The sequence below is a fragment of the Myroides sp. LJL116 genome, assembly GCF_054871685.1.
This window is the reverse complement of sequence record NZ_JBTXLR010000006.1, coordinates 97,300-121,981: the sequence shown is the minus strand read 5'-3', so window position 1 is coordinate 121,981 and position 24,682 is coordinate 97,300. Positions and strand designations below refer to the sequence as shown.

Annotated in this window: 20 protein-coding genes; 15 read left to right on the top strand and 5 right to left on the bottom strand. The window is 33.8% G+C overall.

Annotation, left to right across the window (positions count from 1 at the left end):
• Window positions 1-93 precede the first annotated feature (93 nt).
• Window positions 94-1,077, top strand: a complete 984-nt coding sequence (locus ACYSNM_RS06905) for a TerC/Alx family metal homeostasis membrane protein (RefSeq protein WP_461756219.1) — start codon at window positions 94-96, stop codon at window positions 1,075-1,077.
• 177 nt (window positions 1,078-1,254) lie between these two features.
• Here ACYSNM_RS06905 and ACYSNM_RS06900 read toward each other — a convergent pair whose 3' ends face one another.
• Window positions 1,255-1,662 (bottom strand): hypothetical protein, encoded by a 408-nt coding sequence (locus tag ACYSNM_RS06900; protein WP_461756218.1) that lies wholly within the window; start codon window positions 1,660-1,662, stop codon window positions 1,255-1,257.
• Window positions 1,663-2,016: 354 nt separating this feature from the next.
• Between ACYSNM_RS06900 and porW the strand changes: the two genes are divergently transcribed.
• The 10 genes from porW (at window position 2,017) to atpG (ending at window position 11,015) form a co-directional block, all read left to right on the top strand.
• Window positions 2,017-4,668: a type IX secretion system periplasmic lipoprotein PorW/SprE gene (porW, locus tag ACYSNM_RS06895; RefSeq protein WP_461756217.1), complete on the top strand. Its 2,652-nt coding sequence runs from the start codon at window positions 2,017-2,019 to the stop codon at window positions 4,666-4,668.
• A 21-nt stretch (window positions 4,669-4,689) separates the two neighbouring features.
• Window positions 4,690-5,142 (top strand): bactofilin family protein, encoded by a 453-nt coding sequence (locus tag ACYSNM_RS06890; RefSeq protein WP_461756216.1) that lies wholly within the window; start codon window positions 4,690-4,692, stop codon window positions 5,140-5,142.
• A 10-nt stretch (window positions 5,143-5,152) separates the two neighbouring features.
• Window positions 5,153-5,374 (top strand): AtpZ/AtpI family protein, encoded by a 222-nt coding sequence (locus tag ACYSNM_RS06885; RefSeq protein ID WP_461753243.1) that lies wholly within the window; start codon window positions 5,153-5,155, stop codon window positions 5,372-5,374.
• Between the two features lie 13 nt (window positions 5,375-5,387).
• A complete protein-coding gene (locus ACYSNM_RS06880; RefSeq protein ID WP_461756215.1) occupies window positions 5,388-5,777 on the top strand; it encodes a hypothetical protein in 390 nt (129 codons plus the stop codon).
• A 114-nt stretch (window positions 5,778-5,891) separates the two neighbouring features.
• Window positions 5,892-7,073 carry a F0F1 ATP synthase subunit A gene (gene atpB / locus ACYSNM_RS06875; protein ID WP_461756214.1) on the top strand — a complete coding sequence of 394 codons (1,182 nt, stop codon included), beginning with the start codon at window positions 5,892-5,894 and terminating at the stop codon, window positions 7,071-7,073.
• Between the two features lie 53 nt (window positions 7,074-7,126).
• Window positions 7,127-7,321, top strand: a complete 195-nt coding sequence (gene atpE, locus ACYSNM_RS06870; RefSeq protein ID WP_461753240.1) for an ATP synthase F0 subunit C — start codon at window positions 7,127-7,129, stop codon at window positions 7,319-7,321.
• A gap of 95 nt (window positions 7,322-7,416) precedes the next feature.
• A complete protein-coding gene (locus ACYSNM_RS06865) occupies window positions 7,417-7,917 on the top strand; it encodes a F0F1 ATP synthase subunit B (RefSeq protein WP_461753239.1) in 501 nt (166 codons plus the stop codon).
• 10 nt (window positions 7,918-7,927) lie between these two features.
• Window positions 7,928-8,464 carry an ATP synthase F1 subunit delta gene (gene atpH / locus ACYSNM_RS06860; RefSeq protein ID WP_461756213.1) on the top strand — a complete coding sequence of 179 codons (537 nt, stop codon included), beginning with the start codon at window positions 7,928-7,930 and terminating at the stop codon, window positions 8,462-8,464.
• 42 nt (window positions 8,465-8,506) lie between these two features.
• The gene (atpA, locus tag ACYSNM_RS06855; protein ID WP_461756212.1) at window positions 8,507-10,081 is read left to right on the top strand and encodes a F0F1 ATP synthase subunit alpha; all 1,575 of its coding nucleotides are present in this window, start codon (window positions 8,507-8,509) and stop codon (window positions 10,079-10,081) included.
• 67 nt (window positions 10,082-10,148) lie between these two features.
• Window positions 10,149-11,015 carry an ATP synthase F1 subunit gamma gene (gene atpG, locus ACYSNM_RS06850; RefSeq protein WP_461756211.1) on the top strand — a complete coding sequence of 289 codons (867 nt, stop codon included), beginning with the start codon at window positions 10,149-10,151 and terminating at the stop codon, window positions 11,013-11,015.
• Between the two features lie 212 nt (window positions 11,016-11,227).
• Here the strand turns inward: atpG and ACYSNM_RS06845 are convergent, their stop codons facing one another.
• The 3 genes from ACYSNM_RS06845 to ACYSNM_RS06835 all read right to left on the bottom strand — a co-directional run bounded on the left by ACYSNM_RS06845 (window position 11,228) and on the right by ACYSNM_RS06835 (window position 17,952).
• Window positions 11,228-12,955 carry a thiamine pyrophosphate-dependent enzyme gene (locus ACYSNM_RS06845; RefSeq protein ID WP_461756210.1) on the bottom strand — a complete coding sequence of 576 codons (1,728 nt, stop codon included), beginning with the start codon at window positions 12,953-12,955 and terminating at the stop codon, window positions 11,228-11,230.
• Between the two features lie 129 nt (window positions 12,956-13,084).
• Entirely contained in the window at window positions 13,085-15,163 is a 2,079-nt protein-coding gene (locus tag ACYSNM_RS06840) for a DUF5689 domain-containing protein (RefSeq protein ID WP_461756209.1), read from the bottom strand.
• A gap of 14 nt (window positions 15,164-15,177) precedes the next feature.
• Complete coding sequence (locus tag ACYSNM_RS06835; protein ID WP_461756208.1) at window positions 15,178-17,952, bottom strand: carboxypeptidase-like regulatory domain-containing protein; 2,775 nt, start codon at window positions 17,950-17,952, stop codon at window positions 15,178-15,180.
• A gap of 128 nt (window positions 17,953-18,080) precedes the next feature.
• Here ACYSNM_RS06835 and ACYSNM_RS06830 point away from each other — a divergent pair, with 128 nt between their 5' ends.
• Window positions 18,081-19,148 (top strand): endonuclease/exonuclease/phosphatase family protein, encoded by a 1,068-nt coding sequence (locus ACYSNM_RS06830; RefSeq protein WP_461756207.1) that lies wholly within the window; start codon window positions 18,081-18,083, stop codon window positions 19,146-19,148.
• Window positions 19,149-19,216: 68 nt separating this feature from the next.
• On the opposite strand, the gene ACYSNM_RS06825 is transcribed toward ACYSNM_RS06830, so the two are convergent.
• On the bottom strand, window positions 19,217-19,978 hold the full coding sequence (locus ACYSNM_RS06825; protein WP_461756206.1) for a 5'-methylthioadenosine/adenosylhomocysteine nucleosidase: 762 nt from the start codon (window positions 19,976-19,978) through the stop codon (window positions 19,217-19,219).
• A gap of 265 nt (window positions 19,979-20,243) precedes the next feature.
• Here ACYSNM_RS06825 and ACYSNM_RS06820 point away from each other — a divergent pair, with 265 nt between their 5' ends.
• From ACYSNM_RS06820 to ACYSNM_RS06810, 3 genes are read left to right on the top strand one after another with little or no spacing between them, the layout of a single operon-like run.
• Window positions 20,244-21,833: a PSP1 domain-containing protein gene (locus tag ACYSNM_RS06820; RefSeq protein ID WP_461756205.1), complete on the top strand. Its 1,590-nt coding sequence runs from the start codon at window positions 20,244-20,246 to the stop codon at window positions 21,831-21,833.
• Window positions 21,805-22,314 (top strand): gliding motility lipoprotein GldH, encoded by a 510-nt coding sequence (locus ACYSNM_RS06815; RefSeq protein ID WP_461756204.1) that lies wholly within the window; start codon window positions 21,805-21,807, stop codon window positions 22,312-22,314. The genes ACYSNM_RS06820 and ACYSNM_RS06815 overlap by 29 nt, the downstream gene beginning before the upstream one ends.
• Window positions 22,315-22,332: 18 nt before the next feature.
• Window positions 22,333-24,648, top strand: coding sequence for a penicillin-binding protein 1A (locus tag ACYSNM_RS06810; RefSeq protein ID WP_461756203.1), 2,316 nt, complete (start codon window positions 22,333-22,335; stop codon window positions 24,646-24,648).
• Window positions 24,649-24,682: the final 34 nt, after the last annotated feature.

Below are 24,682 nucleotides of genomic sequence, written 5' to 3'. Positions count from 1 at the left end.
TGATGTAACTTATTGTTAATCAATGTAATGATGTGTTTTGTCTTGGTGGGGTTTATTCTATTTATTTTTACAACCTGATAAAAAAAATAAACGATGGATCATTTAATTAATCACCCAGGGTTATTGGGTTTTTTTGGTATTGTAATTCTAGTAATGTTATTATTAGATTTAGGAGTTTTTAATAAAAATAGTCATGTTGTATCAACTAAAGAGGCATTAGCTTGGTCTATTGTATGGATTGGTTTAGCTATGTGCTTTAGTGGTGTAATATACTATTATATGGACTTAGAGAACTTTGTACGTTTTCAAAGTGCTTATTGGATTGAGAAAGCCTTATCTGTAGATAACCTATTTGTATTTATTTTGGTGTTTACTTTCTTTAAAGTACCTAAAGTTTTACACCATAGAGTTTTGTTTTGGGGTATTATAGGGGCTTTATTTTTTAGAGCAATATTTATTTTTGCTGGAGTTGAAATAATCAACCATACCTATCTACCTGCAATAAGTATGTTCGGTAAATCAGTAGAGATAAACGTAGTGCTTACAATTTTTGGTATCTTCTTATTGGTCTCAGGAATCAAGTCTTGGTTTGCTAAAGAAGATCATGATCAGCAAAGTGATTTATCTTCTAATTTTGCGGTGAGAATGGTACATAAATTTTTTAAAGTTAGCCCGGATTATGATGGTGAAAAGTTTTTTACTGTAAAAAATGGAGTAAAAATGGTGACACCGTTATTTGTTGCTTTAATTGTTATAGAATTTACAGACTTAATATTTGCTGTAGATAGTATACCTGCGATTTTTGCAATTGCTCCTGATGATCCATTTATATTATACACATCCAATATTTTTGCAATATTAGGTTTGCGTTCGCTTTATTTTTTATTGGCTAATTTCATGGATAAATTTAGCAAGTTAAAGTATGGATTAGCAATTATTCTTTCTTTTATAGGGGTTAAGATGATTATTTCTCCATTTATTCATATCCCATCAATGGTTTCTCTAATAGTAATAGGGGCTGTTTTAGTTTTATCGGTAGTAGCTTCTTTTTTGACTGCACCTAAAAAACATGTATAGTCTATAGTGGAATGTAGATGAGATTAAAATGATAGAAGAGCTTTGTTTAATAGTGAGATATAGATACTCTAATTTCACTATTTTTAGCCAAAGATGATATTAATACAAAAGGGCTGTAAAAGATTTCTTTTACAGCCCTTTTTAAGCTTTTATTGTAGTTTAAAATACAAAGTTGGGCTATTTTGCAAGAACCCCTTTTTTATCGCTGAATTCTAATGTTTTGATATTCTCATCAGAAATTGTGTTAGCTTTAAATACAAATGTCTTATCATATAATTTAGAATCTAAAAAATAAGTAAGCATAAAGTGATTATCAAGAGAAAAAACATTCTCATCTAATAATTCGATTTTCAAGGATTCTTTAGGCTGCAATACTGGAAATGCATGACGGAATAAACTAGATTGACGTTGATGTCCATCTATTTCACCTTTTGCCTGAGATACAATTAAAATTGCTTCAAGGGGTAAATCCGAATTATTAAATAAGTAGGCATACCAAGCATCTGAAAGAAAATCTTCGTTGTATTCTTTTACAATTGCTATTTCTACGTTTTCTACTACAGGAATTTCAATATCTTTTTTCATAATGAACTTATTTAGAGCAAAGATAAAAATTTTAATAGGGATTTTATTGCTAATGTAAGTAAAGTTGCATATTTGGGATACTGCTTAGTTTTATTTGCTTGTCTGAAATCTAGAACCTATTTTGTATGTTATTTTTGGAAAAACTATAAGTATATTTGTAGTCAGCTAGTTAGAAACCTTTAGGTAAGGTTGCATTATTATTGTGTTTATATTTAAAGAAAAACATTTTATTAGTTTGTTAACCAGCTCTATAGAGCGCTAGTTTGCTTAGTTTTTATAATTAGGCTGTTTTTTAATTCTATCCCATTTATACTAAAAGGATATTTTTATTGTTTTGTAATAAAGTAACATAAGTTGAAAAGAACATATCTATCTTATTTTTATGCAGTTATTGCAGTTGTATTGTGTTTTTCCTGTTCGGTTAAAAAGGATAAGTTAATGAACAGAGCTTTTAATGCAATGACAGCTAAGTATAACATTTTATTTAATGGGGATTTAGCTTATGATGAAGCTTTACTGGAGTTAGAGAATAATTACTTTGATAACTATTGGGAAATATTGCCTATAGAGCGTATTAATCTAGAAATTGATCCAACCAAAGAATTTCAAAAGGGAATGTCATTAGATTCTAAAAGTGGATCTGTTTTAGATAATTTCTCTCTCTCAGGGGGTAGTCCTTCCAAGGAAGAAGATCCATTAGATCAAGGTTCGGGATTTGCTAGGGCTGAAAATAAGGCTACTAAAGCAATTCAAAAGCACTCCATGTATATTAACGGGCGTGAGCGAAATTGGGAGATGGATAACGCTTACCTTCTTTTAGGGAAGGCTAGATACTACGACGGAAGGTATATTCCAGCATTAGAGGCTTTCAACTATATTATGTATAAATATCCAGATGGTCAATTAATTGATGAGGCCATCATTTGGAGAGAAAAGACAAACCTTCGTCTTTCTTATGAAGATATTGCTATTAAGAATTTAAATGAGTTTTTGGCAGAAAAAAAAGGCCGATTAACTAAAGAGAATCAAGCGGATGCTTATGCTATTTTAGCTCAAGCCTATATTAATATCGAGCAGGGGCAAAAGGCAATTGCTGCATTAAAAAAGGCAATAGAGTTTACTTCTGATAAGCCTGTTTTGGCTAGGTATTTATTTGTGTTAGGTCAGTTATATATACAAGAAAATAAAAAAGCAGAAGCATATAGTTGTTTTGAACAAATTCTAAGTTTTAATAGAAAGATCCCAAGAGTATATTTGATTCAATCTTTAGCTAAACAATTTGAAATTACACAACTTTCCGCTAGGGATTCTGTTGCTTTCTTAAAGCAATATAACAAGCTCATCGCAGATAGGGAAAATAGGCCCTACCTAGATGTTTTAAATCGTCAAGTGGGACTTTTTTACAAAGAGATTTCAAAAGATGAGCAAGCAATTAAGTATCTAAAGACCGCACTAAAGCATTTTAAAGTGGATACTCAATTAAAGGCAAACAACTACTTAAGTTTAGCCGATATTTATTTTAATAATGCTGGATATGCCCAGTCAGGTGCCTTTTACGATAGTGCATTAGCCATTTTACCAGAAAAATACCCAGATCGCTTTCGTTTAGAGAAACGTAGAGACGCATTAAAGGATGTTGTTTTCTATGAGAATATAGCTAAAGTAAATGACAGTATTTTAAGGTTAGTTGCAATGTCGCAAAATCAAAGGAATACTTTTTTTACAGAGTATATAGAAAATCTTAGAAAAGAAGACTTTAGAAAGTTACAAGCTAATTTAAAGAGTAAGAACAGAAATAGTAATGTAGATTATTTTAATATGGCGAGTTTTGGAGAGGCAGTAAACCAATCCGTTTCTGCTAATTCACAACCCCAAAATGCGACTTCATTCTATTTTTATTCTGCTCAAGCTAGTTCTTATGGTAAGGTGGAGTTTAAGAAAAAATGGGGAAACCGAGTACTAGAAGATAACTGGAAATGGGAGAGTTCTACAATTCAAAGAAAAGATAAGCAAAGCGATGCAGCTCCAACAGAGGAGCAAAGTATTGGAGAGCCTTTAGATAATCGATATAATTTGGAATATTATTTAAGCAATATTCCTACAGATTCAAGCCAAATCGCATCTTTGAAGACGGATAGAGATTTTGCTTATTTTCAATTGGGATCCATGTATAGTGACCGATTCAAAAAGTATGACTTAGCCATTTATCGCTTAGAAGCTCTTCTTGGATTTGAGCCAGCTCAGCGTTTGATACTACCTACAATGTATAAGTTGTATAAAATCTATTTAGAAACGGATCCAGCCAAAGCTATGGCATTAAAACAGAGGATTATTGATCTGTACCCGGATTCACGCTACGCTAAACTCTTACAAAATGTTCGTAGAGATTTAATAGATGATTTATCACCAGAGCAACGCTATACCAATGTGTATAGAATATATCAAAGCGGTGATTTAGACCGAGCATATGCAGAAATACAAGAGGTTTTAGAAAACTATGATAATGATTATATCAGTTTATTTGAGCTTTTAAAAGCTCAAATAATAGCACAAAAACAAGGACTTCAAGCCTATAAAGATGCTTTAAACTTTATTGCTTTAACCTACAGTTCTACACCTGAGGGTAAAAAAGCGGAGGAATTGCTAAATACTGTTGTCAAAGATTTAGAGCAACGAAGCTTTGGTGAGTCGTCCAATGATTCCTGGAAGATAGTGGTGCGTCAACCAAAAAATAGTAAGGACTCTTTTAATTTAATGCAAAGGAAAATGATTGACTTTGCAACACTTAATAAATCCATTGGTGTAAAGTATTCAGAAGATAAATATGATGACTCTAGTGACTTTATTGTACTCCATGGCTTTAATAGTAAACAAGATGCTTTGAAGATCATTGAGCGTTTAGACTTAGATCAAGCAGAAGTAATTAATACAGTAAATTATTCAACTGTATTGATAAATAAAAATTGGGAGTTATATTTACAGCAGCAAACAAACAAACAAAATTAATATAGACTCAAAACAAACAAAATGTTTCAAAAAACAAAGAACAAAGGACCTGGTGATCAACTAGGGCAAACTAATCGTATTGTTGATCAAACTGTAATTAAAGGAGATATTGAGGCAATAGCTGATTTGCGCTTCGATGGACACTTAGAGGGTAATATGAAAGTAAAAGGGAGAGTAGTTATCGGACCTTTAGCGCGTATTACAGGGAATATTATTTGCCAAAATGCCGATATAGAAGGACAAGTCTATGGGAGCTTATATGTAGAAGAATTATTATTAGTAAAGGAAAACGCTAAAATAAAAGGAGATCTAATTATAGGTAAATTAGCTGTTGAGCCAGGAGGTGATTTGGAGGTAACATGTAAAATGTTAGGAGATCACAAAACTGAGCCAGCCTTATTAGCTAATAAGAATGGACATGCAATAGGAGAAATCTCTTCTGAATCTAAAGGCACTGAAAAAAAGAAAAAATAAAATCTATATCTTGAGCGATCCTAAGAATAATAAACCAAATAAGTGGTTAGTTTTAGTCACAATGCCTATGCAGATGGGAGTAACTATTTATCTTTTTAGTATTTTAGGGCTCTGGTTAGATGATAAATACAATTTTGAGGAAGGTTTAGCAAATAAAGTTTGTACTTTGATTGGAGTAGGTTTAGCTTTGTACCAAGTTATTAAACAAGTAAATAAATTAAATCGAAATTAATTGAAATCATCGTATGGATAAAAATTTACTAAATATTGGATTTAAGGTTTTAGGTATCCTTCTAATCTGTTTTTGTGCACAATTTGCTGTTTTATATTTTACAGGATGGCACGAATCACTAAGTAAGTTAGAATATAGTTTAGTCGGGTTATATGGCTTTGAATTAATATTCTCTGTAGTCATTCTTTTTGCAATGATTGGTATCGCAAAAAGTCTCCCAGAACAATTAGGATTTGTATTCTTAGGATTCATAACTCTTAGATTAATAGGCAGTTATTTGTTCGCTGAGCAAGGATTAGATCACGTAGATACTCAAGATGTATTTAAGTATAATTTCGTAATAATTGTCCTAGTTTTCCTAGGTACAGATGCCTATACAGCTTACCGCGTTTTGAATAAGTAAGCCTACATAGAAAAAAGATATTAAAAAAAGTTTCGCATTAAGGTATGATTGTAAGAGATTTATTGTACTTTTGCACAAAATTTTAAGAACCATAAATATTTAAGAAGTTAAGGTATGGTGACTCTGAAGAAATCACTGAATTTATTAGCAGCTGTTATTTTTACAGCAACGTCTGTATTTTCTTACGCACAATCAAGTGATACACAACTTGATAAAAGAACTCAAGAACTTGAGCAATCTATCGATGAATCCTTACAGAATTCTGTAGCGGAGACATTAGAGGCTGCTGCTGGTCAAGAGGGTAACACTACGCAAGCTGAAAAAATTGCTGCACATATCCAACATCACTTGGCGGATGACTATTCGTTTATATTCTTTTCAGACGAAGCAACTGGTAAAAACTACGGATTTCCTTTACCTGTTATTTTGATTGACAACGGATTACACGTTTTTATGTCTTCTGAATTTGATTTTGGAGAAAAGCTAGTGGAAAAAGGTGGACAGTTTTATAGACTTTACCACGGGAAAATTTATAAAACCGATGCTGAAGGGCAAATTTTTTACGGTGAAAATGGATTTCCTAGCAATGAGAAACCTTTAGATTTCTCTATTACTAAGAACGTTGCAGCATTAATGTTCACTACGGTATTATTATTTATCATGTTCTTAGGTTTAGCTAAGACATATAAAAATGGGCCAAACAACTTACCAAAAGGATTTTCTAGAGCATTAGAGCCTTTAGTGATTTATGTACGTGATGAGATGGCAATTCCTAACATTGGAAAAGATAAGTATAAGAAGTTTATGCCTTATTTATTATCTGTGTTTTTCTTAATATTTTTATTAAACTTATTAGGTTTAACTCCACTTGGGTTTAACGTAACAGGAAGTATTACAGTAACAGCGTGTTTAGCGATATTTACTTTTATCATTACACAGATTTCAGGAAATAAAGATTACTGGAAACATATATTTTGGATGCCTGGTGTTCCAGCTCCAATGAAAATAATGTTAGCTCCTATTGAAGTTTTAGGTATGTTAATTAAACCTTTCTCTTTAATGGTTCGTTTATTCGCTAACATTACTGCAGGTCACTCTATCGTGTTTGGATTAATCTCGATTATCTTTATCATGAAAGAGGTATTAGGTACTGCTGGAGCTACTGGAATTGGATTTTTCCTTTCTACGTTTTTAGTTATCCTAGAGATATTAGTAGCTTTCTTACAAGCATTTATTTTTACAATGTTATCTTCTTTGTTTATTGGTGCTGCAGTTGCAGATCACGAGGAACACTAGAAGTAAAAAAAAAGAGAATTTAAAATTTGTTTAATTAATATAAATCAATCACTATGACATTACCAAACATTATTGGTGCAGGTATAATCGTAATCGGAGCTGGTTATGGTTTAGGAAAAATTGGATCTTCTGCAATGGACGCTATTGCTCGTCAACCAGAAGCTGCTGGAAAAATCCAAACTGCGATGATCATTATTGGAGCTTTATTAGAAGGTTTAGCATTCGGTGCTTTAGTTTTAGGTAAATAGTCCAAACAAAAGAAAAGAGTTTATCTGTAACGGTTGGTTACAGATAAACTTCTTAATTAAACAATATTAGGTATTAAAAAGTATAATTTTAGATAATGGATAAGTTAATTAACGATTTCAGTTTTGGATTATTTTTCTGGCAATTTATCATTTTAATTGTTATCATTTTCCTTTTAGGGAAATTTGCGTGGAAACCAATTGTTAACGCTTTAGAAGAGCGTGAAGAAGGAATTTCAGATGCTTTAGCAGCAGCTGACAACGCAAAGAGAGAATTAGCAAATTTACAAGCTGATAACGAAAAATTATTAATTGAGGCACGTGCAGAGCGCGATGCTTTAATGAAAGAAGCTCGTGAAATTAAAGAACAAATGTTAGCAGATGCTAAAAACGAAGCGGAAGCTCAAGGGCAAAAAATGATTGCTCAAGCTAAAGCTACAATTGAAAGCGAAAAAGCTGCTGCTGTTATCGAGTTAAAACAACAAGTTTCTGGTATTTCTATTGAAATTGCTGAGAAATTATTGAAAGATCAATTAGCTGATAAAGAAGCTCAATCTAAATTGGTTGAGAAGATGTTAGCAGATGTGAAATTAAACTAATTCATTCATTATGATAAGCACTAGAGCAGCTGCACGCTATGCAAAAGCAATGCTAGAGATTTCTGTTGAAAATGGAAATGCTGATGCTATAAATAATGATATGATCCTTATTTCTGAATCAGTTTCTCAAAGCAATGAGTTGAAAACCTTTCTTAATAACCCAGTTATTGGAGACAGCGTTAAGTTTAACGCTGTAGAAGAAGTATTCGCTGGTGCCAGTCAAGGTACTAAGGAATTGTTTAAATTGCTAAAGACTAATAGTCGATTTGAACTTTTAGCTGCTATTGCTGCGGATTACCAAAAGCAATACGAAGAGCATAAAGGTATAGAAAGAGTTACTGTTACTACAGCAATTCCTATGGATGCTGACTTAGAAGCTAAAGTTTTAGTGAAAGCTAAAGAAATAGTTCAAGGTAAAGAAGTTATTATTAGCAACGTGGTAGATTCATCTATCATTGGAGGGTTTATTCTTAAAATAGGGGATAAACAATATAATGCTTCGATAGCACATCAATTAGAAGTTTTAAAAAGAGAATTAACGAATTAAAAAATCACCGCACGAATTTTTCGTGTATAAACATAGATAAAAATGGCGGACATTAAACCAGCTGAGATATCAGCGATTTTAAAGAAACAGTTATCTGGATTTAACTCTGATGCTTCTTTAGAAGAAGTTGGAACTGTATTAGAAGTAGGAGATGGAGTTGCTCGTGTTTACGGGTTAACAAATGCTGAATACGGAGAGTTAGTTGTTGTAGACAACAAATTAGAAGCAATGGTACAGAATCTTGAAGAAGATAACGTAGGTATTGTATTATTAGGAAGCTCTGTAGGAGTAAAAGAAGGATCAGTTGTTAAAAGAACTGGACGTATCGCTTCTTTGAAAGTTGGAGAGAAAATGGTTGGTCGTGTTGTTAACACATTAGGTTTACCTATTGATGGAAAAGGACCAATTGAAGGTGATTTATACGAGATGCCACTTGAGCGTAAAGCACCTGGGGTTATTTACCGTCAGCCAGTAACTGAGCCATTACAGACTGGTATTAAATCTATCGATGCCATGATTCCAGTAGGACGTGGTCAACGTGAGCTAGTAATTGGTGACCGTCAAACAGGAAAAACAACTGTTTGTATTGATACGATTTTAAATCAAAAAGAATTTTACGATGCTGGTCAACCAGTTTATTGTATCTATGTTGCAATTGGACAAAAAGCTTCTACTGTAGCAGCTATTGCTAAAACTTTAGAAGATAAAGGTGCAATGGACTATACAATCATCGTTGCAGCTAACGCTTCTGAGCCTGCTCCAATGCAAGTTTACTCTGCAATGGCTGGTGCTGCTATCGGGGAGTATTTCCGTGATACAGGACGTCCTGCATTAATCATTTATGATGATTTATCTAAACAAGCGGTTGCTTACCGTGAGATGTCTTTAATTTTACGTCGTCCACCAGGACGTGAGGCGTACCCTGGAGACGTTTTCTACCTTCACTCAAGATTATTAGAGCGTGCTGCTCGTGTTATTGGTGATGATAATATTGCTAAAGAAATGAATGACTTACCTGAGTCATTAAGACCATTTGTTAAAGGTGGTGGTTCTTTAACTGCATTACCAATTATTGAAACACAAGCTGGTGACGTTTCTGCATATATTCCAACTAACGTAATTTCTATTACGGATGGTCAGATTTTCTTAGAATCAGATTTATTTAACTCAGGGGTTCGTCCAGCTATTAACGTTGGTATTTCTGTATCTCGTGTTGGAGGATCTGCTCAGATTAAATCAATGAAGAAAGTTGCAGGTACTTTAAAACTTGACCAAGCTCAGTTCCGTGAATTAGAAGCTTTCGCTAAATTCGGTTCGGATTTAGATGCTGCTACAATGAACGTAATTGAAAAAGGTAAACGTAACGTAGAGATCTTAAAACAAGCTGTTAATGATCCTTATTCAGTAGAAGATCAAGTTGCTATTATCTATGCTGGTTCTAAAAACTTATTAAGAAACGTTCCAGTTTCTAAAGTTAAAGAATTTGAAAGAGACTACTTAGAAGCTTTAAATACTCGTCACAGAGATACTTTAGACGCTTTAAAAGCTGGTAAATTCACAGACGAATTAACTAGTGTACTTGAGAAAGTAGCAAAAGAGATTTCTTCAAAATATTAAGAATTTGGTTTGAGAGAGAAAGATTAAGTATTTAATCTTTTTCTTTCAAATTATTATATATTAAAAAATGGCAAACCTTAAAGAAATACGTAATAGGATTTCATCGATTGGTTCAACAATGCAGATTACTTCTGCAATGAAGATGGTTTCCGCTGCTAAATTAAAAAAGGCAACGGATACAATTGAGGCAATGCGTCCTTATTCAGAAAAGTTGACAGAGATAATCCAAAATATTAGCGCTACTTTAGAAGGAGATAACCAAGGAGTTTACTCTCAAGAAAGAGAGATCAATAATGTTCTTTTGGTTGTTGTTACTTCTAATAGAGGATTATGTGGTGCTTTTAATGCAAATATCATCAAACAAGTTAATCTTTTAAAAGAGAGTACTTTTAAAGATGCTAATGTAGATATTTTAACTATAGGTAAGAAAGGGTACGATGCTTTAAGTAAAGTATTCAATGTTTTTGAAAACGATAGTGATTTTTACGATCATAATGATTTTGAACATTGTGCTGTTATTGCTGAAAAGTTAATGAGCGCATTTGTTGAACAAAAATATGATAGTATTCAAATTGTTTACAATCAATTCAAAAACGCTGCTACTCAAAATGTTGTTACAGAGCAATTTTTGCCATTATTGCCTATAGAAGTTGAGCAAAGCAATGCAGTGGCTATGGATTATATCTACGAACCTTCTAAAGAAGACATCTTAGATACTTTAATTCCTATGTCATTAAAAACGCAATTATTCAAAGCTGTATCTGATTCAGTAGCTTCTGAACATGGAGCTCGTATGACGGCGATGCATAAAGCAACGGATAATGCGAATGATTTAAGAAATGACTTGAAGCTAACGTACAACAAAGCACGTCAAGCTGCAATTACAAACGAAATATTAGAAATTGTTGGAGGGGCTGAAGCTCTAGGAAAATAATAGAAAGATATTAGTAAACTAAGATAATAGTAAACTAAGCTTTTTTAAGTGAGGTTATTATTATCCAATATATACAAGAGAGCCTGGTGAATAACCAGGCTCTTTTTGTTTTAGGTGTATTATCTTCGATTTAAAGCAATATCTTATTTTGCATAGTGATACTACTGTAAGTTTTTACTTTTGGCTTTTAATGACTTAAAAAGCCTCTATAGCTATAGGTCTTTTAGGTGTTTGTAGTTGGACTGGATAGTTTTATAAACTTCTTCCATCTTGCCGTTAAGCATTAGTTTGGCCATGCTTTTAGTCATGCCCATTAGTTGGTCTAATTCTACTTTTGGAGGCATTGCTAAAGCATTAGGGTTAGTAAAGATATTTACTAGTACTGGACCTTTATCTACTAGTGCTTGGCTAACTATTTCAGGTAATTGCTCTGGATCTCTAACTGTATAGCTTTTAATGCCCATGGCCTGTCCGATTAAGGCAAAGTCAGGGTTTTCCATATCCGTTTGGTTATCCATTAAACCTGCTACTTCCATTTCCAATTTTACCATGCCAAGTGATCTGTTGTTATAGACAAATATTTTAATGGGTAAATTATATTGTTTAATCGTTGCTAGATCTCCTAAAAGCATGGAAATTCCACCATCACCGCAAAGGGCAATTACTTGTTGGTGGGGGCGGGAGAGTTGTGAACCAATTGCCATAGGCATTGCATTAGCCATTGAGCCATGGTTAAATGAGCCAAGTAATTTTCTGTTTTTCTTGGCTGATATATACCTTGCTCCCCAAACACAACACATGCCTGTATCTACTGTAAAGATGGTATCTTCGTTAGCTAAAGAGTCAATAACATAGGTGGCATATTCTGGCTGTATGTTATCTAAAGTGCCACTTGAAGCTACATAGGTTTGTAGGTTTTTTTGAACATGGTTAAAATAATCAAGATGTAAATCTAGAAATTTTGTAGAAGGTTTTTGGCTTAGTAATGGAAGCAATGCTAGTAAGGTATCTTTTATATCTCCACAAAGACCCATGGTCAACTTAGCTCGTCTACCTAGGTACTCTATTGCCCTATCAATTTGAATAATTTTATTATTTGTCGGCATAAAATTATAATAAGGGAAATCGGTTCCTAATAATAATACCAAGTCACTATGGTGCATGGCGTGATATGCCGAGGGTAATCCCAATAAACCTGTTAATCCTATGTCATTAGGATTGTCATAGGCGATACCCATTTTTCCTCTAAAAGAATAGGCAACTGGTGCATGAAGTAATTGAGATAGTTCTACAATTTGATCATGTGCATTTATGGCTCCAATTCCGCAATATATCGTTATGTTTTTTGCCTGTTCTATATGCTGGGCTAAGTCAGCAATTTCTTTCTCATTTGGTCGAAGGGTAGGTTCAGGGAAATAGTTAGCTGTAGAAGTAGGAGATGGTATTGCTGGTTCTTCACTAAGGTCGCCAGGAAGACCAATAACTGCTACGCCTTTTTTAGCATAAGCATGTTGTATAGCAGTTTGTACCATTCTTGGTACTTGCTCCGGAGTTGTGAGCATTTGATTATACACGCTACAATCCTCAAAAAGTTTTATGGTATTTGTTTCTTGGAAATAGTCCATTCCCATCTGATTTGTATTTATAGCTGAAGCAATCGCTATTACAGGCAAATGACTCTTATTGGCTTCATATAAACCATTTATCAGATGAATATGCCCAGGTCCACAACTACCAGCACAACAGGCTAAGCCATCTAGTTCGGCTTCTGCAGCTGCTGCAAATGCTCCAGCTTCTTCATGACGTACATGGATCCATTGTATTTGACCATTTTTACGAACTGCATCATTCAAGTGATTTAGACTATCCCCTGTAACAGCATAAATTCTTTTTATCCCTGCCTCTACAAGCATTTCAACTATTTGTTCTGAAACATTCATAATTGTTTATTTTAAGTTGTTGCTTAAAGATACGTAAATTGTGGTTTTTAACATATTAAAAACAATATAAACAAAAATAGCCTAGCAGATGCTAGGCTATTTTTGTGTTTCAATCTAAAATAATAGATATTAAATATTATATTGAATATTGGTTATTTGTATGTTGTAGTCTGCAGTTTTTCCTACTTTAAAGGCAAATTGATTTCCTTTTCCAGTTGTATTATATGGAACACCTTTTAGATCTAATGTTATTTTAATCCATTTATTTGGTGAATCCACTTTTCCATATATATAGTCATTGTTACCATTAGCTGGGGTCCCACTTTGTTGACTTTTCGTTGGTGTCAGTACAATATCACTCGTTACAGTAGCTGTTTGTTTCGCTGCAATTTGTTCATCAGTTGCAATATTATACACTGCGTAGGTTCCATCTGCTCTATATACGTTTAGGGAGATACTTTTTTCTGATGTTCCTTTTATTAAGAAAGAAATAGTTTTAGCATCCTTAGGAGCTGGTTGATCTATTACTGTAAACAGATAGTCATTTCCTTTAGGCTTTCCTTTTATTACCATGGTGTTTTGGTTGTCAGGACCCATTTTTTCTCCTAGAGAAGCGTAGGATTGTAAACCAAATGAATTTAAAGTAGCTAAAAAGTCATCCCAATTATTAAAGTTGGTTAGATTAACTACTTTTTCAGAAGGATCTGTGTCTCCATCTTGATTGGTATCAAATATAATGTCAGAAACTAAAAGATCATAACTTGCATTTGAACCGATTTTTAGTGCAAAAGTAGATCCTTGACCGCTAGTATTGTAAGCTACATCCTTTAAATCTAATGTAATCTTAATCCATTTATTTGGTGAATCAATCTTTGCATAGATATAATCATTATTTCCATTAGCAGGATTGTTGGTTTGTTGACTTTTCGTTGGCGTAAGTACAATATCACTTGTGATAGTAGCTGTTTGTTTTGCTGCAATTTGTGCGTCCGTGGCTAAATTATATACTGCATAGGTTCCATCAGCTCTATACACATTTAAGGAAAGTGATTTTTGAGTTGTACCCTTAACATAAAATGAAATATTTTCAGCTCCCTTAGCAGCGCTCTGATTCTCTAAAGTAAATAGATACACATTGCCAGTAGGTGATCCTTTTATGCTTAATGCACCTTTATTATCCGGGCCTTGCCCTTTTGCTTCTTTTCCAAATGGCAGTAACCCAAATCTATTAGTAGATGCTATAAAGGATGTCCAGTTACTAAAATCAGCAACTATATTTGGTTTATTTTGGTTAACTCCATCTACATCTTTTCCTTCGATTTCTTCTGGAGGTGTTACTTCATCATCTGTGTCAAATGGCTCTTTATCTAGTCCATCTAAGTCTTTCATAGTACGAGGGTTGAACTGTGCATCACTTTGGAATAAAGTCATAATACCAGTCATGCTACCACTCTTAGCAGGAACTGTTTCATTTGCGAAACCACTAGTTTGAGTAACAACTCGGAAGAAAACATTAGATGTAGGGTTATTTGTTTTGCTTTCTATTTCGTTATTTGTAGCTTTATTTCGGTCCGAAACGATGTTGTTAGGATCAAAGAAGGTTTTACCCCAGAATTTCTTTGCAAACTGTACGTCTTGTATAGTAACTAGCTTTCCAATATTAATTGGCTTGATGGCATCTTGAAGGGATAATTGTTTTGTGTAGTTCTTTTCTATCTCCTCTGGAGTTAATCTTTCACACCCTCTTACGATATGTTTTTTATAAGTAGGTGCAGCAAGAACTTGTACAAAATCCGAGGTAGCATTCTTTCCTCCAATAGTTAAAATGGAGTTGTTCATTTGGATTTCTGTGCCTTTTAAGCGGATAAAAATTTGGGTACCTACAGGGTAGGAAGCATAGTAAGCTTGAATATCAGCTTTAAACACAGCGGAAAACGCATTGTTTTTATCTACAAAGTAAATACTCTGATATAAATTACCACCTTGGTCACTAGATACCACGTATCCGCTTATTATATCATCTTGCTCATAGGTTTTCATTGTCTCTGTAATGGTTTCATATAGTTGAGCAATGGTAATTGTTTCAGAGATATTAGAGTCACATTCCAAGTCTAAATTTGGTATCGTGAAATCATCATTTTTAGCACAGCTAACAAAAACTAGCGCTAGAAAACATACGTATAAAAAGGATTTAAATGTGTTTTTCATAGTTGTAAGAAGTTTTAGAAGTTGTAATAGATATTTACAAAGAAATTTCTACCATATCCATAGAAGTATTTGTTAGCAAAAGTATTTACCCCGCTTGCATTATTGGCTTTTTCACTAGCATAGTTAGCGTTTCTAGCTTGTTCAAAACCTCCAGTTTTATATTTTTTATTTAGTACGTTATTAATACTGGCATTTAGTCCAATAATATTTCTATTAGGTAATCTCCATGATTTTCCTCCACTAATATTTAATAAAGAAAAATCACTTATTTTTTCTTGTTTCCACATGTCTCGGATTATTTGATCGGTTAATCCTGGGAATATATCGCCACCAGCACTTGGATCTTTTACAAAGTTATCTGTCCTTCTTAAAGCAGTAACATCTGTATATAAGTCATCAAAGTAATTTATATTAGCCCCTAACCACCAATATTCAGGAGATCTATATTCTAATCCTAGGGATAAAGCAGTTTGCGGACCGTTAGATAAGCGGTAGTTTTTTAAATAAGCATGACCATAGTCAAAGGTCTGAGCAACATTATCTGAATTTAGTCGTATCTCTGGATTATTGGTATAAAAAGATTGTCCAAAGGATGCTGCTGCAGTTGCTTTTAAGGTTTGGGTAACCTGGTATTCTACTCCCATTTCTAGCCCAATATTTCTTTTATTAACTCCAGTAAGAATTTCTGAAACAAAGGCACCACCACTTTTTGTTAGTAGTTCTCCTTCAGCATTCATAATACCTGCCCCATCTGCATAGTAAAAAGAAATGTCTGTACCATTTTTAATTTCTGAAACATAACCTGTAAGAATACCTCTAAGTTTAGGTGAACGGTATATATAGCTAGCATCTATGGCTAAAATATCTACATTCTTTAAGTCTTGAGTAACTTTATTATTTACTCTAGCATTGGCAAATGTATTTCGTATTGTCGGTGCTTGGTTGTAAAGAGAAGCATTTAAATTTAGTGCATGTTTACCAGTTATATGATACGTTGCACCTGCTTTAAAACCAAAGTTATTAAAGTTTATGTTACTGCTTTTTCCATAGGAGTCTTCTGGATAAACTCCATTTTTATAAAGTCCTTCCCTTTGGTAATTGGTGTACCCAATATTCTGAGCTACATAAAAATTTACTTTTTTGTAATCAAATACAAATTGGGTAAATACACTAACTACATCAGCAAATACATTGTAATTGTATCCAAAATGGTCATCTTTTCCTATATATCTATTTGGATTATTCAAATCGTTTTCTCTAGCCTCTCCAGTTTGGTAGTTGTCTACATCTAAGTAGCGGTCACCTCCTAAAAGGTCAATAGCTTTTTTATAATTATGTGATTTTTGACGTCTGTAGTTAACTCCTGCATCAAAAGTTATATTATCTGTAAGTAAAGATTTAAAGCTAGTATTAAAACTAAAAGTTTGATCAGATTGTACATCTTCATATAGAATAATTTTGCTTTCTCCATCGTTGAAGCGGTTGATATTATAGATATTATCCCAATCAATTTGACCATGCTCTTTAAAGTATTGTGCTTTTTGCTCTGCTAATTCTAAGTTTGGTTCCCAAACTCCATTAGAATTATGGTAATTTAAAGCATAGCTTGGCATATTTCTATAATACGTAGGGTCTGGATTCATATTATCTTTATAGCCAAAGCGCGAATTAGCAATGATTCCGAATTGGTAGGCTACAGAAGTATTCAGGGTGTTTTTTTCATCTATTTTCCAATAATGGGTTAGCATAAAAATAGGCTCTTCTACTGTTTTGTATCTTGAATTTCGCTTGTCTCCGCCTTGGTAGCCCCAATAGGAATTATATTTATAGCTTTTCAAGTCTACTTGCTCTTGTGTTAAAGGAGAGTTTTTAGCCCTTTTGTTTTTAGCGTAAATTGCTGTGAAATTTAGACTGTGGTTATCATTAAACTTCTTTTCTATAGCAGCAAAAAAGGAAGGAGCATCATAATTAGTTCCTTCAAAGAAACCTTCTCTAGCTCCACGATAGGAAGCTGAAAAAACATAAGCCCATCCATTTTCATTAAGTCCTGAAGAGTAAATTGCATAAGGCCTCCAAGTGTAATTGGTATTGGATCCAGAAAATCCAACTTTTGCCCCTGTTCTAATATGGGAAGCTCTTGTGGAAATTTCTTGTGTTCCTAATATTGCACCAAAAGTATTGTCTGAGGGCGAAGTACTAGAGGAGTAAGTTTGATTTCTAGTAGCGTCATTTAGACCGCCCCAGTTAGACCATTGAGGTCTACCGTCATAAATTTTGTTCATTACAATGCCATTGATTAGAGCTAAGCCATATTCATTGTCTAGCCCTCTTAAACGGTAAAAAGCTTGTCCCCAATTATAAGCAGCTACTTGCTGGAATGGGTTTTTACTTGCTTGTAGTAAACTAGAGGAGGACTCCGAACTTGAATTATCTTCCCCTAAATCATTTTCCGATAGGGAAATTAACCCCATCTGTGTCATTGAAGCTACATCTTGTTCCAATTGGATGTTCCCTAAGTCAATGTTCTGGCCATCCAAAGTAAAAGAAAGTCTTTTTGTAAGATACCCCATATAGGAAATAACAATAGAGTGCTGTCCTTCTTTAAGATCAGAAAGAATAAAATCTCCACTATTATCCGTTAAAGTAGAAATGTTGGTCGCATTTACACTTACCAATACCGCATTGATAGGTGTCGAGGATTCAGCATCTACAACTTTTCCAGTTACCTGTTGAGCATAGCTTAAATGCACTTGTAAAACTAGAAATAAACCGAGTAAAAGTTTTCTCATAGATAAAATTTTTAAAATTACTTATGCATTATATTAAGATAATATTTACAATCAAATATACTGATTTTAAATAAAAATTAACTATTTTTGAATAGAATTAATTTGCTGTGTATTAAAAATCAATATATATGTTAAAAAGTACAATTAGCTATAAGGTTTTTTTACTGAGTCTTTTTCTTTCTTTGAGTGTTTTCTCACAAGAAAAGGAATATGAAATTCAGACTATCGCATTTTATAATGTCGAAAACCTCTTTGATACCAAAAGAGACACTACCATTTATGATCAAGAATGGACTCCCCAAGGAGCACAAAATTGGACTACTGAAAAGTACCAGAAGAAGATCCATAATTTGGCAAGAGTCATGTCAGAAATTGGAAGGTCAGAAAACCCTAAGATGCCAGCAGTGATTGGAGTTGCTGAGATTGAAAATCGTGGAGTTTTGGAAGATTTAGTCAATGATCCCTTACTTGTTCCTAATAATTATGGGATAGTGCATTATGATTCACCTGATAAACGAGGAATCGATGTTGGATTCTTGTATTCAAGAACTTATTTTCAGCCATTAAGTAGTCAAGTACATACCTTGTATATCTATGATAATAAAAAGCTAGATAGTAAAACAGGTGAGCCACAAAGGATATACACAAGAGATCAATTAGTAGTAAGTGGTTTATTAGAAGGGGAGCAAATACACTTTATTGTAAATCACTGGCCTTCTCGTTCGGGTGGTGAAAAAAGAAGTAGTCCTTTAAGGGAAGCTGCTGCAGCCTTGAATGTCACTATTATTGACTCTTTACAAAGTATCAACCCTAATGCTAAGATTATTACTATGGGGGATATGAATGATGGGCCTTATAACAATAGTATTAAAAAAGTATTAAATGCCAAAGACTCTAAGAGTAAAGTAGAAAAGTTCGGATTATATAATCCTTTTGAAAAATTGGCAAAAGAAGGTAATGGTACTCTTGCCTATAGAGATGCATGGGACGTATTTGATCAAATAATATTAAGTGAACCTTATTTGCAAGATGGGTATGATACTTGGAAATTTTGGAAGGCACAAATATTTAAGAAGCCATTTATGATTCAAACCTCTGGTAAATACAAAGGGTATCCTTTAAGAAATAGTAATGGTGAGCCTGGATTTAGCGATCACTTTCCTGTTTATATTTACTTAATAAGGGAAGCAAAATAAAAGTAATAGAATATTTAAAAAGCCCCGAAGATCTACTGTGTAGTGCTTCGGGGCTTTTTAAATATGGTCTATGCTAAAACTTTTTGAATTATTTCCTTACCGTAGATTAAAGAGACCTGTTCTACAAAAGATTGGAAACTAAAACTCGCATGTTGGTTTGCATTATCAGATATAGTTCGAATAACAGTAAAATCTACACCAAATTCAAAGCACACTTGGGCTACAGCTGCACCTTCCATTTCTACACACATTACCTGGGGTAGGGCCTGTTGAAGATTATCTTTTTGCTCCATAGTAGAGAAAAACTGATCACCACTAGCAATCATACCAAAATGTACTTTTGGACTTGAGATTTGAAATTTCTCTAAGTCTTCTTTACTGATTAGTGTATGCAGTACCTTTGGATCTAATATTTGTTGAATTTGCTCCACAAGTTGATTAGACCACTGTAAGTCTGTTTCAAAAAATGTTTTGCCTAATAATGGAATCTCAAATTTAGGTCTTAATGGAGATACATCCATATCATATTGCACTAAATTGCTAGCTACTACAACATCTCCAACTTGAACATCTTGGTGAATAGCACCTGCAACTCCAATAAAAATAACTTTGGATACATCAAAGTTTAATAATAAAGTGGTAACTGTAGTTGCCGCCGCAACTTTACCAATACGTGAATATACCACCACAACATCTTGATCGCCAATTGTTCCTTTGTAATAGATTCGATTTGCAATCTGAGTTTGTGTAACATTTTGTAGGGAGTCTATAATACCGTTAATTTCTTGAGGTATTGCCCCTATAATTCCAATGGTTTGTTTAGCAGTCATCTTTGAGTTTATAAAAAGAGTAAAGTGCAAAAGTACAAAAACTTGTTTGTAGGCTAAAATTAGGATTTTGCTAAAAATGTAAACATTATCAAATTACATTGCTAGTTCTAAAATAAAATAGAAGAAAACAAGTAAAGGCATTAGGTTAAGTGAGAATGATATAAGCTTTAAAAAAATGAAAAAGCGTCCTTTAAAAATACTATCTTTACAGCGACTTAGTTAAAATAATTTCCCTAAAAGGGAATCAATATATAAATAAAAATAAATGGCTTGTACAAATTGTTCAACAGATAAGAGTAGTAATGGAGTTCCAAGAGGATGTCAAAGTCGAGGAACATGCGGAACAGATAGTTGCAATAAATTAGCAGTATTTGACTGGTTAGCAAACATGGTTTATCCAAGTGGCACACCAGTATTCGATATAGTAGAGGTAAGATTTAAAAATGGAAGAAAAGATTTTTATCGTTACCCTAAAGAGTTAACTATAAGCATGGGGGATGTAGTTGCTACAGAGGCATCTCCAGGTCATGATATAGGGATTGTTTCTTTAACAGGTGAACTTGTAAAAGTTCAAATGAAAAAAAAGCATGTAGAAATTAATGGTGATGTTTTAAAAATTTACCGAAAAGCAACACAAAAGGATATCGACATCTGGCAACAAGCGAGAAGCAAAGAGGAGCCAGTTAGAATGAGAGCAAGGGAACTTGCTATTAGTTTAAACCTTGAAATGAAAATTTCTGATGTAGAATTTCAAGGAGATGGATCTAAAGCTACTTTTTATTATACCGCTAGCGAGAGAGTTGATTTTAGACAATTAATTAAAGATTTTGCTCGTGAATTCTCTATTAGAATTGAGATGAAGCAAGTAGGATTTAGACAAGAAGCAGCACGTTTAGGAGGTGTTGGTTCATGTGGACGTGAATTATGTTGTTCTACTTGGCTTACAGATTTTAGAAGTGTAAACACTGCAGCTGCACGTTATCAGCAATTATCACTTAACCCGCAAAAATTAGCAGGTCAGTGTGGTAAATTGAAATGTTGTTTAAACTATGAGTTAGATACTTATTTAGAGGCTATCAAAGATATGCCTGATACAGATACTAAACTTTTAACAGTTAAGGGATTAGCAATTTGTCAGAAGATTGACATTTTTAAAGGTCAAATGTGGTTTGCTTATGCAAATAACTCTGCCAATTGGTATGTTTTAACTGCAGAACAAGTAAAAGAGATTGTTGATTTAAATGCTAAAGATCAACGCGGTCAAGAATTAGAAAGTTATTCTTTAGAATTGGAAGATGAAGTAAATGTGAAAATCTCAGAAGAAGATAGTGTAACTCGCTTTGATCAACCAAAACGCAAGAAAAAACCAGCTAGAAAGAGAATTAAAGAGGAAGGTAAGAAGGAAGTAGATAACGCTAATCAAAAGCAAGAAACTACAGCAGCTAATAAAGGAAGAACAGATGCGAAAACAAATCGCCCTGCAAAAAAACCTAGAACTAGAGCTCCAAAGAAAGAAACGGATACAAGTGCTGCACCTACTAATGTGAATAACTCTACTGGAGAAAAGCAAACTAGAGAAAGAGTTCAACGCCCAACAAAAGATGGAGGTGAAGTAAAAGGACCTAGAGGACCAAAACCAACTAGAGCGCCAAAAGAATCTAAAGGAAATACAAATGCCAAGGAAGTAAGAGAGGTTAAGACACCTCGTGTAGATTCAAGCAATGGTAAACAGGATAATACTGCGGATGCTGAAGGGAAAAGCAATATAATAAAGCCAAAAAATAACCGTAATAGGAATAAACGAGCTAAAAATTCGAATAATCAAAATGATACACCAAGTACAGATAAAGAATAAGTTTATAGTTTTATTTTTTGTGGTATGTTTTTTGCTAATATCTTGTGAGCAAGATAATAACGTAGTATTTGATCAATACCATAAAACCCAAGGTTATTGGGCTAAAGAAGATGTAAAAACCTTTGTTTATCAGGTTCAAGATACCATCAGTCCTAGTAATTTATTTATTAATATCAGGGCTAATAACAACTATCCATATAGTAATCTATATGTGATTTTTAAGATGTATCAGCCGGATATGACAATTGTTGTGGATACTTTGCAATACCAAATGGCAAATGCTCAAGGAGAATTATTGGGTGATGGCTTTACGGATATTAAGCAAAGTAAATTATGGTTAAAACAAGATTATATTTTTAATCAAAGTGGAACCTATAAGTTTACCTTAGAGCAAGCCGTTCGCCAGTTAGGCGAAGTAAAAGGTATAGACCAATTACCTGGTATTTCAGAGGTAGGACTTAGAATTGAAAAAGAAAAATAAAAAGAGCGAATTAAGTTTATGAGTTCAAAAAAAGAGAATACAAAAAAAACAGCCCCTAAAAAGGAAAGTTTTAAAAGTTATGTAATAGCCTTCTGGCTAATTTTTATTGGTGGTTTTGCTGCCGTTGCACTTTTCTTTTTGTGTGCTTCTTGGGGAGTTTTTGGTGCAATGCCAACTTTCGATGAGTTAGAAAATCCGGCTAGTAACGTAGCTACAGAAATTATTTCCTCTGATGGTAAAACTATCGGGAAATTTTATTTAGAAAATAGAGTTCCTGTAAAATACGAAGAGATTCCAGAATCCCTTGTAAATGCCTTAATAGCAACAGAGGATGAACGTTTCTTAAACCATTCAGGTATTGATGCAAGAGGTACTCTACGTGCTGTTATCGCTGGAGGAAGTAATGGGGGAGCAAGTACAATCACCCAACAATTAGCCAAGTTACTTTTTCACGGAGAAGGTTCAAAAAGTCTTCCTAAGCGTATTATGCAAAAGGCCAAAGAATGGGTGATTGCTATAAAATTAGAAGAACAGTATACTAAGAGTGAGATTCTTACTATGTATTTAAACAAGGCAGATTTTGTGAACAATGCGGTAGGAATTCGTTCAGCTAGTAGAATTTATTTAGGTAAAGAACTGGCGGATTTAACTACGGATGAGTCTGCAATGTTTGTAGGAATGTTACAAAACCCTTCCTATTTTAATCCAGTAAGAAGACCTGAATTAGTACAAAGAAGGAGAAATGTAGTTTTGCATCAAATGGCAAAGAACGGCTATATTACACAAGAGCAAAGTGTAGAATTACAGCAACTGCCATTATCCATAAATTATACTCCAGAGAGTCATAGTGATGGGATAGCAACTTACTTCCGTGAGTATTTGAGAGATTTTATGAGACGTTGGGTGAAAGAAAACCCAAAGAAAGATGGTACAACTTATGACATTTATAGAGATGGATTAAAGATATTTGTAACCATTGATTCTCGTATGCAGAATTATGCAGAACAGGCTGTTACCTCACATATTGCTAACTTACAAGAACAGTTTTTTATTGAGCAAAAGAATAATAAAATGGCACCATTTTATGGAATTAGCTCTACAGAACAAGACGGTATTTTGAATAGAGCGATTAAAAATTCAGATCGCTATAGACAAATGAAAAAGCAAGGTAAATCAGAATCAGATATTCTTGCTTCATTTAAGGTAAAAACTCCTATGAAAATATTCACTTGGAAAGGAGATGTAGATACAATAATGACTCCAATGGATTCTATTGTGTATTACAAGCACTTTTTACAAGCAGGGATGATGTCTATGGAGCCGCAAACGGGTCATATTAAGGCTTGGGTTGGAGGTATTAATTACAAGCATTTCCAATACGATCACGTTGGTCAAGGAGCTAGACAAGTAGGTTCAGTTTTCAAACCTTTTGTTTATGCTACAGCCATTGAACAACTACACTACTCACCTTGTGATTCTATTATAGATTCTCCCTTTACAATGCCTAAAGGTAAGTATGGTATTAGCCAAGACTGGAGTCCACAAAATGCTTCTCGTTCTTATAAAGGGATTATGACTTTAAAACAAGGTCTAGCAGGATCAGTAAATACAATTACTGCTAAGTTAATGGATAAAGTAGGTCCTAAAGCCGTAATAGATTTAACCAGAGATCTAGGTATTTCCGCAGATATTCCAGAAAGTCCAGCTATTGCATTAGGAGCAGTGGATATTACTGTAAGTGATATGGTAGCAGCATATAGTACATTTGCTAACCAAGGAGTCTATGTTAAACCAGTTTTTATTGCTAAAATTCAAGATAAGAATGGAGTAGTATTATATAATGCTGTACCAGAAACCAAAGATGTCTTAAGTCCAGATATTGCTTATGCTATAATTAAGCTTTTAGAAGGGGTAACAGAAAGTGGTTCAGGGGTTCGTTTACGTACAACTTGGCAAGGTGCAGGTTACAAGAGGGTAACAGGACACCCTTATAAATTTACTAACCCAATTGCTGGAAAAACAGGAACAAGCCAGAATAATTCCGATGGATGGTTTATTGGAATGGTTCCAGATTTAGCAACTGGAGTTTGGGTAGGAAATGATGATAGAGCTGCCCATTTTAAAACAATGACTTATGGACAAGGTGCAACTTTAGCTCTTCCAATCTGGGGAGTTTATATGAATAAAGTTTACGCCGATAAAACATTACATGTTTCTAAAGGGGAATTCCCAAGACCTGATAATTTATCGATTCGAATTGACTGTAGTACATTGGAATCAGATAGTAGTCAGAATAATGAATCTGTACTTCAAACCGATGAGTTTGATTTTTAATAATATAAAACGCCTTTTTTAAAGGCGTTTTTTT

Excerpts from the sequence above, each read along its gene's own strand:
- ACYSNM_RS06905 (WP_461756219.1), top strand. The coding sequence starts at position 94 with ATGGATCATTTAATTAATCACCCAGGGTTATTGGGTTTTTTTGGTATT.
- ACYSNM_RS06900 (WP_461756218.1), bottom strand. The coding sequence starts at position 1,662 with ATGAAAAAAGATATTGAAATTCCTGTAGTAGAAAACGTAGAAATAGCA.
- ACYSNM_RS06890 (WP_461756216.1), top strand. The coding sequence starts at position 4,690 with ATGTTTCAAAAAACAAAGAACAAAGGACCTGGTGATCAACTAGGGCAA.
- ACYSNM_RS06880 (WP_461756215.1), top strand. The coding sequence starts at position 5,388 with ATGGATAAAAATTTACTAAATATTGGATTTAAGGTTTTAGGTATCCTT.
- atpB (WP_461756214.1), top strand. The coding sequence starts at position 5,892 with ATGGTGACTCTGAAGAAATCACTGAATTTATTAGCAGCTGTTATTTTT.
- atpE (WP_461753240.1), top strand. The coding sequence starts at position 7,127 with ATGACATTACCAAACATTATTGGTGCAGGTATAATCGTAATCGGAGCT.
- ACYSNM_RS06865 (WP_461753239.1), top strand. The coding sequence starts at position 7,417 with ATGGATAAGTTAATTAACGATTTCAGTTTTGGATTATTTTTCTGGCAA.
- atpH (WP_461756213.1), top strand. The coding sequence starts at position 7,928 with ATGATAAGCACTAGAGCAGCTGCACGCTATGCAAAAGCAATGCTAGAG.
- atpA (WP_461756212.1), top strand. The coding sequence starts at position 8,507 with ATGGCGGACATTAAACCAGCTGAGATATCAGCGATTTTAAAGAAACAG.
- atpG (WP_461756211.1), top strand. The coding sequence starts at position 10,149 with ATGGCAAACCTTAAAGAAATACGTAATAGGATTTCATCGATTGGTTCA.
- ACYSNM_RS06845 (WP_461756210.1), bottom strand. The coding sequence starts at position 12,955 with ATGAATGTTTCAGAACAAATAGTTGAAATGCTTGTAGAGGCAGGGATA.
- ACYSNM_RS06840 (WP_461756209.1), bottom strand. The coding sequence starts at position 15,163 with ATGAAAAACACATTTAAATCCTTTTTATACGTATGTTTTCTAGCGCTA.
- ACYSNM_RS06835 (WP_461756208.1), bottom strand. The coding sequence starts at position 17,952 with ATGAGAAAACTTTTACTCGGTTTATTTCTAGTTTTACAAGTGCATTTA.
- ACYSNM_RS06830 (WP_461756207.1), top strand. The coding sequence starts at position 18,081 with ATGTTAAAAAGTACAATTAGCTATAAGGTTTTTTTACTGAGTCTTTTT.
- ACYSNM_RS06825 (WP_461756206.1), bottom strand. The coding sequence starts at position 19,978 with ATGACTGCTAAACAAACCATTGGAATTATAGGGGCAATACCTCAAGAA.
- ACYSNM_RS06820 (WP_461756205.1), top strand. The coding sequence starts at position 20,244 with ATGGCTTGTACAAATTGTTCAACAGATAAGAGTAGTAATGGAGTTCCA.
- ACYSNM_RS06815 (WP_461756204.1), top strand. The coding sequence starts at position 21,805 with ATGATACACCAAGTACAGATAAAGAATAAGTTTATAGTTTTATTTTTT.
- ACYSNM_RS06810 (WP_461756203.1), top strand. The coding sequence starts at position 22,333 with ATGAGTTCAAAAAAAGAGAATACAAAAAAAACAGCCCCTAAAAAGGAA.